At 37.0% G+C, this 4,961-nt stretch carries 5 protein-coding genes and 1 pseudogene; all 6 read right to left on the bottom strand.

Annotated features, from left to right (window positions below):
* The coding region (locus COZ07_RS00980; protein WP_406606744.1) for an ROK family protein at nucleotides 1–424 on the bottom strand (424 nt) is incomplete at its 3' end.
* 355 nt (nucleotides 425–779) lie between these two features.
* The gene (garR, locus tag COZ07_RS00975; protein ID WP_406606743.1) at nucleotides 780–1,667 is read right to left on the bottom strand and encodes a 2-hydroxy-3-oxopropionate reductase; all 888 of its coding nucleotides are present in this window, start codon (nucleotides 1,665–1,667) and stop codon (nucleotides 780–782) included.
* Between the two features lie 58 nt (nucleotides 1,668–1,725).
* A pseudogene (locus COZ07_RS00970) lies at nucleotides 1,726–1,899 on the bottom strand (glycerate kinase); the annotation flags it as partial.
* Nucleotides 1,900–2,027: 128 nt separating this feature from the next.
* A complete protein-coding gene (locus COZ07_RS00965; protein WP_406606742.1) occupies nucleotides 2,028–3,374 on the bottom strand; it encodes a TRAP transporter large permease subunit in 1,347 nt (448 codons plus the stop codon).
* Complete coding sequence (locus COZ07_RS00960; RefSeq protein ID WP_406606741.1) at nucleotides 3,367–3,885, bottom strand: TRAP transporter small permease subunit; 519 nt, start codon at nucleotides 3,883–3,885, stop codon at nucleotides 3,367–3,369. Before COZ07_RS00960 ends, COZ07_RS00965 begins: the two co-directional genes overlap by 8 nt.
* Nucleotides 3,886–3,914: 29 nt before the next feature.
* Nucleotides 3,915–4,961 (bottom strand): TRAP transporter substrate-binding protein (locus tag COZ07_RS00955; protein ID WP_406606740.1); only part of this gene is annotated, 1,047 nt, incomplete at its 5' end.

The following is a 4,961-nucleotide window of genomic DNA, read 5'->3' as shown; positions in this document are numbered from 1 at the left end:
CAGCTGCATTGGCATCATTCTCCAAAACAATTTTCATATCAAATTCATCTTCCAATATTTTTCTTAAAGGAACATCTCTCCACCCCGGTAGATTGGGAGCAAAATCGATAATCCCTCTTTTAATATCGAGAGGACCAGGTGCTCCAATTCCTATTCCTATTATACCGTCAGGAGCTATCGTGGATTGAAATTGAACAATATTTTTATGGATAGTCTCTATTATTCTTTTAATAGTAGCTTCTCTGCCCCTTTCAGCTAAAGTTCTAACTTTAAGATAACTCAATATCTCTCCCTGATTATTTATTATTGCACTGACAATATTTGTTCCTCCTAAATCAACACCGATAGCATATTCTTTATTTATATTGATGAATTCTTCTTTATTTTTATTAAAAATATCAGTAGTATTTATATTTTTCTTCATTAATTTCCTTTTTTTTACTTATCTATTAACTTTTTTTAAGTAATTTTGAAATTCTTATTTTAATTGTTTTCTAAAAAATACCAATCTAAAAATTATAATCTTTTAGTTATTTCAAAACGTACCCTATTTAAATATTTATCCTTTTTTCCTTTTATTATCGTAGTTAATATTATTTTTTCTGCCTCATTTTTTAAATATTTTTTATTTTTCTTTAATCATAGCACCGTTTTTTTATTTTTTATACTCCTTTTTAAAAATTATTTATAATTTACTTCTCTATCTGTCTTTCTCCTAAACTTTTGGAGGAATAATCACTTGGGGTTTTAATACTATTTTCTTTTTCCTTTCTTTTTGTTTACTCTTCCTTTAAGGAGATGCCATTTAACTTCTCATAAAATAGAGCTAAGCTACCATGATCTAAGTCAGTATGACCTTCAGCCATTAGGGTCTGCATCATTTCCATCACCTGGGCACAAAGAGGCATGGCTGTATGTAATTCTCGGCTTGTTGCTAGGACATTGTTTAAATCTTTGACATGTAATCCTATTCTGAAGCCCGGGTTAAATCTACCTTGGAACATCCTGGGTCCTTTATCGGTTAGACATTGACTTCCAGCTAGACCACCTTTTATAGCTTCAAAAATTCGTTGGGGATTCACTCCCGCTTTCTTACCTAAGATTAAGGCCTCTGCAACTGCAGCAATATTAATCGCTACTATGGTCTGATTGACTAACTTAGTTATCTGCCCGGCTCCGATATCACCCACTAAGATAGGTTTACCCATAGCTTCTAAAATAGCCTTACACTGCTTAAAAACTTCCTCTTTTCCTCCAACCATAATAGCCAGAGTACCGGACTGTGCTTTTTCTTGTCCTCCACTGACTGGGGCATCAAGCATATCAACACCTTTTTTCTCTAGTTCTTTCGCTACTTTCTGGGATACTAGGGGAGCAATAGAGCTCATATCGATTAAGGTTTGACTCCTTTTTACTCCCTCGATTACTCCATCTTTACCTAATACTGCTTTTTCCACCTCTGGCGAATTAGGTAACATGGTGATGATAATATCACTTTGGGAGGCTACTTCTTTACAAGAAGAAGCACTTTTTGCATTATAGTCTACCATTTCCTCTAAAGCTTTATGGTTTATATCATAAACTACTAAGGGATAACCGGCATCGATTAAATTTTTAGCCATTGGTTTACCCATTATTCCTGTTCCAATAAAACCTAATTTTTTCATCTAATTTGCTCCTTTAGATACTTTTTAATATGATTTATATAATTTTATAAGTATTATTCATTTTTCGGCATCCCTGATTCAATGCTGCTTTAATCAACTGACCAGTTCCATAAGTGGTAGTTATTAATGGATTCCTTTTATTCTCTGGAACTAAAGTTAACCCTGAGGCAGCAGCCATCTCAATAACAGCAGTCTTCTTATCTCCCAAAATACCGGTGTAAAGACTAACTTTACTGATGAAGAAAAAACAGAGAACTCCTGGTGGTCATCTATAACCCTAAAAGTTGCTAGTAAATATTATATGGTTTTTCTTGTTTTCTTAGGGGATTGGTTCTAATTTTATACTTGTATTTTTCCCCCCTAAGATGGCCCTATCATTCGCTCTGGTAACCAGGTAATAATCTGAGGAAATATAGTACATAGTATTAGGGCGATCATTATTATAATAATAAAGGGGATTACTCCTTTTATTATGTCGCTCATAGTGACGCCAAGCTCTGGAGGAGCAGTACCCCGGCAAACAAAGATAGACATCGCCATAGGTGGTGTCATAAAGGCCATTTGTAAGTCGACACAAATCATCATCGCAGCCCATAAAGGATCAAATCCTAATTTTACGAAAATAGGTGAAAAAATGGGGACAACAATAAAGACAATTCCAATCCACTCAATGAACATTCCTAAAACAAAAACAATAAACATTATCATTAAAAAAGCTCCCCACTTTCCACCGGGAACAGCCATAATTAAATTAGTTACTACTTCTCCACAGCCAGCACTCATAAATATACCGACAAAGGCATAACTTAAACCAGCAATCAGAAGAACGAAAGCACTTACTCGAAGCACTTCTATTGCGCTATGTTTGATCAAACTCCAAGTAAATTTTCGATAAACGATGGCCAATATCACAACTGCAAAGCTTCCCATGGCAGCTGCTTCAGTTGGGGGAGCTATACCCGTGTAAATTGTTCCCAGGACTGCTAAAATGATTAATAGGGTCGGAGCTATAGCTTTAAACAGTTTTATCAATTTTTTTATTGAAGATATTTTATGCCTTTCCTCCTCGGGGATAGGTGGTCCTAACTTGGGATTTAGATAACAACGGACGGTTATATAGATATTATATAAAACTGATAGGAGAAGACCAGGAAAGATAGCTCCCATAAACATCTTTCCTACAGATACTCCTGCTTGAGGACCATAAACAACTATCATAATACTAGGAGGAATAAGTATTCCGAGAGTACCAGCAGCAATAACAGATCCCGTAGCTAAGGATTTATCATAACCTCTCTTTATCATTGGTCCTAATGCAATAAGAGTTAACAATGTAACAGAAGCAGTAATTGTCCCTAAACACGCAGCAAGGATAGTCCCCGCAATGACAGTAACCACTGCTAATCCTCCCTTAAATCCACTCAACCATTCATACAAAGCATCGTAAAGTTTCTCAGCTATTCCAGAATGTTGGAGTATAACTCCCATAAAGGTAAAAAGTGGAACGGCAAGATAAGGATAGTTTAATGACAACTCAAAAAGACGAGTATATAATATATGAATCGTGATATTCCCCCCAAACACTAATAAACCAGTTAGGAATGCTACGCTACCTAACACGAAGGCCATGGGGAAACCGGTCATGGCAAAAACAAGTACACCTCCAAACATTATAATGGTAAGTATTTCTGGACTCAATTCAATCAATTGGTTCACCCCTTATAACAAAATATAGATCGCGAATAAAATTAGCTATACCTTGAAGTAATAGGAACAATATCCCTAGAGCAAAAACAGTTCTATACGGGGCGGCAGGAGGATACCAGAAAGTGGAGATCATGGTCTCATTAATTCTCCAAGCTCTTATCGCCCAGGTAATGGAAATTTTCAGTAATGCTCCCATTAATGGAAAAAAGAGAATTATAGAAAAGATAATGTTTGTTAATGCTTTATTCCTTTTAGAAAAATTATTATAAAATACATCTACTCTGGTATGGTAATTATGCAAATAATCATATGGCCATCCCATGACATACATCACCCCACCAGCCATGCACAATGTATCATAAGCCCAGATGGTAGGCGCATTAAAGAAGTGTCTCATAATAGTATCATATGCGCCTACCAGGACAAGGAGCCAGGCAAACCATTTTGCCCAAGATACTGCTAATATACTTATAAAGTCAATACCTCTAAGTAATTTTTTCAAAATTGCCATATAATTTCTAACTCCTTGTTAATTCTTTTTTATTTCTTTGAGTAAGCCTCCCAATAGTTGGTCATAGATTCCAGGATCTCGTTATATATTGGATCTTCTTTGGCAGCTTTTTCCGCGTAATACTTTTTTGCTACCTCTGAGAGACCAGTTTCTACTTCTGTGGGGAGCCGATAAACTTCGCAGCCATAGTTCTTAAATTCATCAATGGCCTTGATAGATTTATAGACCAGATATTCATGCTGCGCCTGTGTCCATTTATCGATCTCATCCTGCACCAGCTGCTTAAGATCATCGGGAAGTTTTTCCCAGGACTTTTTGTTGACAAAGAAACATTGAGGATCACTGGGAGCTCGGCTAGGAGACAGGACGACATATTTAGCAATTTCATTAAAATGCATATCCCAGTTTGAAGCTAAAGTTGAGTATTCAAAGGCATCAATTGTACCTCTTTGCATAGCCTCATAAAGCTCTCCGCCAGGTAAGAATACGACTGAAGCACCCATCTTATTCAAAATCTCTCCACCATCACCGGAAGCACGTATTTTCAGACCTTTAATATCATCCACAGTTCTTATAGCAACTTTGGAGTGGAGAAATACCTCCTCAGGTAGGGGAGACAGTGCTCCTGGGAAGGTCATGACATTATAACCTTCCATCATCTTATTCATCAATTCTGCCCCACCGCTATAGTTAAACCAGGTCCGCAAAGCTTCTCCAGGAAGCCCGCCCGGTCTGGAACTGATAAGACCAGCAGCTTTCCACTTATCCAGGTTGTACATAGGACAGGTATAACACATATCTAAAACTCCATCGTTCACAGCATCAAGTTCTTTAGTTGCCGGTACAACAGAACCACCAACGAATGGTTTAATAATTAAACGGCCACCACTTGCCTTGGTGATGGCGTTACAGCATAGGTCGTGGTAGATCTGTGATGGGTCTGTAGCAGGGCCATGACCTGAGGACTTCCATATAATCGGTTCTGCAGCAGCAGAGTACCCAGAAATTATTAAACCTGTAATCGCAATTGCTGTAATTAACAGTACAAGCCATTTTTTTTGTAAAGTAGACATTTT

The sequence above is a fragment of the Candidatus Infernicultor aquiphilus genome (genome assembly GCF_002784285.1).
GTDB lineage: Bacteria > Atribacterota > Phoenicimicrobiia > Phoenicimicrobiales > Phoenicimicrobiaceae > Infernicultor > Infernicultor aquiphilus.
This window is presented reverse-complemented; position numbering and strand designations above follow the sequence as displayed.

Bases quoted from the DNA above. Each gene is read 5' to 3' on its own strand.
- COZ07_RS00960 (WP_406606741.1), bottom strand. From the start codon at position 3,885: ATGGCAATTTTGAAAAAATTACTTAGAGGTATTGACTTTATAAGTATA.
- garR (WP_406606743.1), bottom strand. From the start codon at position 1,667: ATGAAAAAATTAGGTTTTATTGGAACAGGAATAATGGGTAAACCAATG.